Raw genomic sequence first — 4,673 nt, forward strand, 5'->3', positions numbered from 1 at the left:
TTCGCCCTTATATAACCTACTACTCTATTTAGGTTTTATTTCAGGCATTTTCAGCCTAAAAAATATCAAAGTCTTTTTCTGGAAAAAATACAAAAATTTCCATTGCTAAACAAAGTAAATACCTAATTAAACTAATTACATTTTTTTCTAACAAAAGACACTCAATTCTAAATTTCTAGAAATTACTTCCAATAAAAATAAACCTGCTACAGAATTTCCTTGTCGATCGAGAGGAGGACTATAACAAACAATTACTCCTACGCCAGGAACTGCTCCCAAAACAATTCCACTAACACTAGATTTAGTAGGAATTCCTATTTCTAAAGCATAACGACTTGATGCTTCATATAAACCACAAGTAGTCATTAATTCTTGAACTGTAAAACAGTATTTTTTCCAATCATAATTAGGTGGATGTACTAATAAAATCCCCAAATTAGCCACATCAAAAATACTGCCAGATAAACAACAGATTTGATTATAAGTATCTAAAGTAATTTCTGCATCCTTTATATAACCAGACTCTACTAAATTTTTAGCAATAGCTTGATTATTCTCATTAGGTAAAGAACGAACCGAAGCCAACATATTTTCATCTAAAAATAATTGACAATTTCCGTGATTATTCAGCCAAGCACAAAAATTTTCACACCTTTCTGTAGCAGTATTTCCTGGTAATAAAGATGATAAAGCGATCGCTCCACTATTAATCATGGGATTTCTCGGCCATCCCCCATCAGCTTCTAGTTGTTCTAAAGAATTGAAAGGCTTTTCTGAAGATTCTCTGCCAACTATATTAAATACAGATTTATTGCCAAATTTAGATAACGAATAAAATAACAAAAATGGTTTAATCACACTCATTAAAGGAACCTTAGTTTCCACATCTCCTAATGAAATGATGTGATTATCAAGACTTTGCAAAACAATAGCAAAACTGTTAGGGTTAGCCTCAGCAAGTAAAGGGATATAAATAGGTAGTTTACCTGATTTACTTTTAGCTAATCCTTGTTCTACCAAGTTTTTGAGTTCTTGTTGATTAATATTTGATAAACTATTAAACATAAATATATACTAGGGAATAGAGAACAGGAAACAGGGAGCAGGGAGCAGGGAACAGGGAACAGACAAGAATATAACTCCTATATTCTTAATTTTAAGGAACAGTCAAATTACCACAAGGGAATAGGGAATAGGGAACACTTAACTGGGAACAGACAAGAATATAACTCCTATATTCTTAATTTTAAAGAACAGTCAAATTCCCACAAGGGAATAGGGAACACTTAACAGGAAACAGGGAACAAACAAGAATATAACTCCTATATTCTTAATTTTAAAGAACAGTCAAATTCCCACAAGGGAATAGGGAACACTTAACAGGAAACAGGGAACAGACAAGAATATAACTCCTATATTCTTAATTTTAAAGAACAGTCAAATTCCCACAAGGGAATAGGGAACACTTAACAGGGAACAGACAAGAATATAACTCCTATATTCTTAATTTTAAAGAACAGTCAAATTCCCACATCTGATTCCTAATTTTTATATATTGTCTGCAAAGTTTTAAAACTTTATATAGCGTTTCCCAAGCTTGTGAGATACAGTTATATTTTTGTTTTTTTATTACCCTGTTCCCTGTTCCTTATTCCCTATTCCCTCAAACCTAAAATTTTGTACCTCACCCTTTTTGGGAATTGATATAGTAGGAAATTATTAATCGTAAAATATTTCTTTATCTTCAATTCCGTTACGGTTTTAACCAGAGGTAATTATCCATTATTCATTATCAATTAATGAACCTTTGTCTCTTGCTTTTTACACCTAGGAAATTTATTTGCTACGACTACTTAATAGATATTTTCTTAAACTGAAAGTCAAATAAATTAGTTAGGATACAAGAGTTATCAATTTTCATGCTTTTCATGCTTGGGAAAATGCAATTTATTTAATATAGCAACCTGCGCATTGGTTGTGACAATTTTTATAATAGTTAATTTGAGCTGAAAACCCTGAAAACTATGAAAATTATGACCGAAAAATTTTGGTCTCAAGCCTCCTCTTTTAAGGGGATAAAAAGCGGTCGTTTGCGGAGCATTCCGAAGGATGGGATGGCGAGGTTTCCCGCTCTTACAGAGCCGCTCCGAAGTGCGCCATATCCAATCGACCAAGAGAAAAGAATATTCCGTATTTCAAGCATCCTGGTTAAGCAGGAGGTACTGATAACTGATAACTGAAATGACCCCTGACTCCTGACTCCTAACTACCACCAAAATGTTACAACTTAAATAGGATTGCTATATCTATATTATTTCAAATGAAAAAGCTAATTGTAATTACAGGAGTAAGTCGGGGTTTAGGTAGAGCTATGACTGATGAATTTATTAATTTAGGTCATACTGTTATAGGTTGCGCTCGTTCTAAATCTGCTGTAGAAAATTTAACTAATAAATATGCTAATCCACATCAGTTTAGCTGTGTGAATGTAGCAGATGAAAACTCTGTGCAAAATTGGGCGAGTCAAACATTAACTAATTATTCACCGCCAGATTTATTAATAAATAATGCAGCCATAATTAATCAACCTGCACCTATTTGGAAAGTTGATAGTGAGGAATTTTCCCAATTAATTGATATTAATATTAAAGGTGTGGCAAATGTGGTACGTCATTTTGTGCCAGCTATGATTTCCAGGGGAAGTGGTATTATTGTTGATATTACTTCTGGGTGGGGGCGTTCCACTTCTCCACAGGTAGGGCCATATTGTGCTTCTAAGTGGGCAATTGAAGGTTTGACTCGTGCTTTAGCTCAGGAGTTACCGTCAGGAATGGCTGCTATTCCTCTTAACCCAGGAATTATTCATACTGATATGTTAGATATTTGTTTTGGAGAGGAGGCAAAGTCTTTTACCCCTGTTGAGTCTTGGGTGAAAAAGGCTGTTCCTTTTTTGTTGAATTTGAAACCAAAGGATAACGGGATACCTTTGACTATATCTTGAAACTTGATACCTACTAAACCGACACAGCTAAAACTTTGCAGAGTGCTTTTTTTGTATAGTTCCTCTTATAGCAAGGTTTGAGAATTTTTTTCTAGTGCAACATTTATAGCGGTTTTCACAAAGGTAGACTACAAAACTTCTGCCTTCTACCCTCTCAATTATGCCTTTGAGCAAAAATTTTTGTATTGTATGTTAATGAAAAGCGCTATAAGGTTTGTTAGTCCAGTAGGAAATTTCCACTATCCATCTATATAAAGGTGCTTGATAAAATGAATTAACTATTGCGTATGGAGCAATAGTAGAGAAGTTTGACTATTCATCTCCCAAGTCTTGGCGCTTCATAAAATGAATTAACTATTGCGTATGGAGCAATAGTAGAGAAGTTTGACTATTCATCTCCCAAGTCTTGGTGCTTGATAAAATGAATTAACTATTGCGTATGGAGCAATAGTAGAGAAGTTTGACTATTCATCTCCCAAGTTTTGGTGCTTCAGGAAATGAAATTATTATTGCAATGTGCGCATGGGGTCGGAAAATTTCACTATCCATCACCTCTGGCGGAGTGCTTCAGAAAATGTGTTGACTCTTGCTCTATACGCATGGGGTCGGAAAATTTCACCACCCATCACCTCTGGTTGAGTGCTTCAGAAAATGAAATTATTATGGCTCTATAAGTAATAGCAGAGAAAATTCTACTACTCATCCCCATCTCGCAGGAGCTTCAGGAAATGAAATTATTATTGCAATGTGCGCATGGGGTCGGAAAATTTCACTATCCATCACCTCTGGCTGGGTGCTTCAGAAAATGAAATTATTATGGCTCTATAAGTAATAGCAGAGAAAATTCTACTACTCATCCCCATCTCGCAGGAGCTTCATAAAATGAAATTATTATTGCAATGTGCGCATGGGGTCGGAAAATTTCACCACCCATCACCTCTGGCGGAGTGCTTCAGAAAATGTGTTGACTCTTGCTCTATACGCATGGGGTCGGAAAATTTCACCACCCATCACCTCTGGCGGGGTGCTTCAGAAAATGTGTTGACTCTTGCTCTATACGCATGGGGAAGAAAAATTCCACGACTCACCTCCATCTCGCATGCGCTTCAGAAAATGCAACTATTATTGCTCTATCAGTAATAGAAGAGAAATTCCACGACCCACCTCCATTTCGCATGCGCTTCAGAAAATGCAACTATTATTGCTCTGTACGCATGGGGTAGCATTACACTGACACAGCCAAAACTGTGCAGAACTCTTTTTTTCGTGTAATTCTTGTTATGGCAAAGCTTGAGAATTTTTTCTCTAATGCAACATTAAAGGTGTATCAGTCCACTACAACCCTACTTAATAAATGCGGATGAAGGGACTTGAACCCCCACTTCCGAAGAAACTAGAACCTAAATCTAGCGCGTCTACCAATTCCGCCACATCCGCATAACTTCAATATAACACACAAATCAAAATTTTTTACAGTTACTCCTAGTTTTTTATTATATATTGCTCTGCCGATCAAATCTCAAACCATTAACAATAAAGGCAACTGGCTTTGTGACTACTCCCACATCAAATCAGAGATTATGATGTGGGCTTCCCAAACTCACGAATGAGACTTGCTGATCCTCGATATCAATCATCGATTTACCACAGCCATTGAGCGGTAGTCCAACCG

2 protein-coding genes and 1 tRNA gene are annotated in these 4,673 nt (G+C 36.0%); 1 reads left to right on the plus strand and 2 read right to left on the minus strand.

All coding sequences use genetic code 11. The features are described 5' to 3' along the window. Positions 1–147: 147 nt before the first annotated feature. Positions 148–1,065 (minus strand): glutaminase, encoded by a 918-nt coding sequence (locus F6K22_RS32745; RefSeq protein WP_293107940.1) that lies wholly within the window; start codon positions 1,063–1,065, stop codon positions 148–150. 1,255 nt (positions 1,066–2,320) lie between these two features. On the opposite strand from F6K22_RS32745, the gene F6K22_RS32750 reads away from it, so the two are divergent. After that, entirely contained in the window at positions 2,321–3,001 is a 681-nt protein-coding gene (locus F6K22_RS32750) for an SDR family oxidoreductase (protein WP_293107943.1), read from the plus strand. A gap of 1,355 nt (positions 3,002–4,356) precedes the next feature. On the opposite strand, the gene F6K22_RS32755 is transcribed toward F6K22_RS32750, so the two are convergent. After that, positions 4,357–4,438: transfer RNA gene (locus F6K22_RS32755), tRNA-Leu, on the minus strand. Between the last annotated feature and the right edge of the window lie 235 nt (positions 4,439–4,673).

This window comes from Okeania sp. SIO2F4, assembly GCF_010672385.1.
GTDB lineage: Bacteria > Cyanobacteriota > Cyanobacteriia > Cyanobacteriales > Microcoleaceae > Trichodesmium.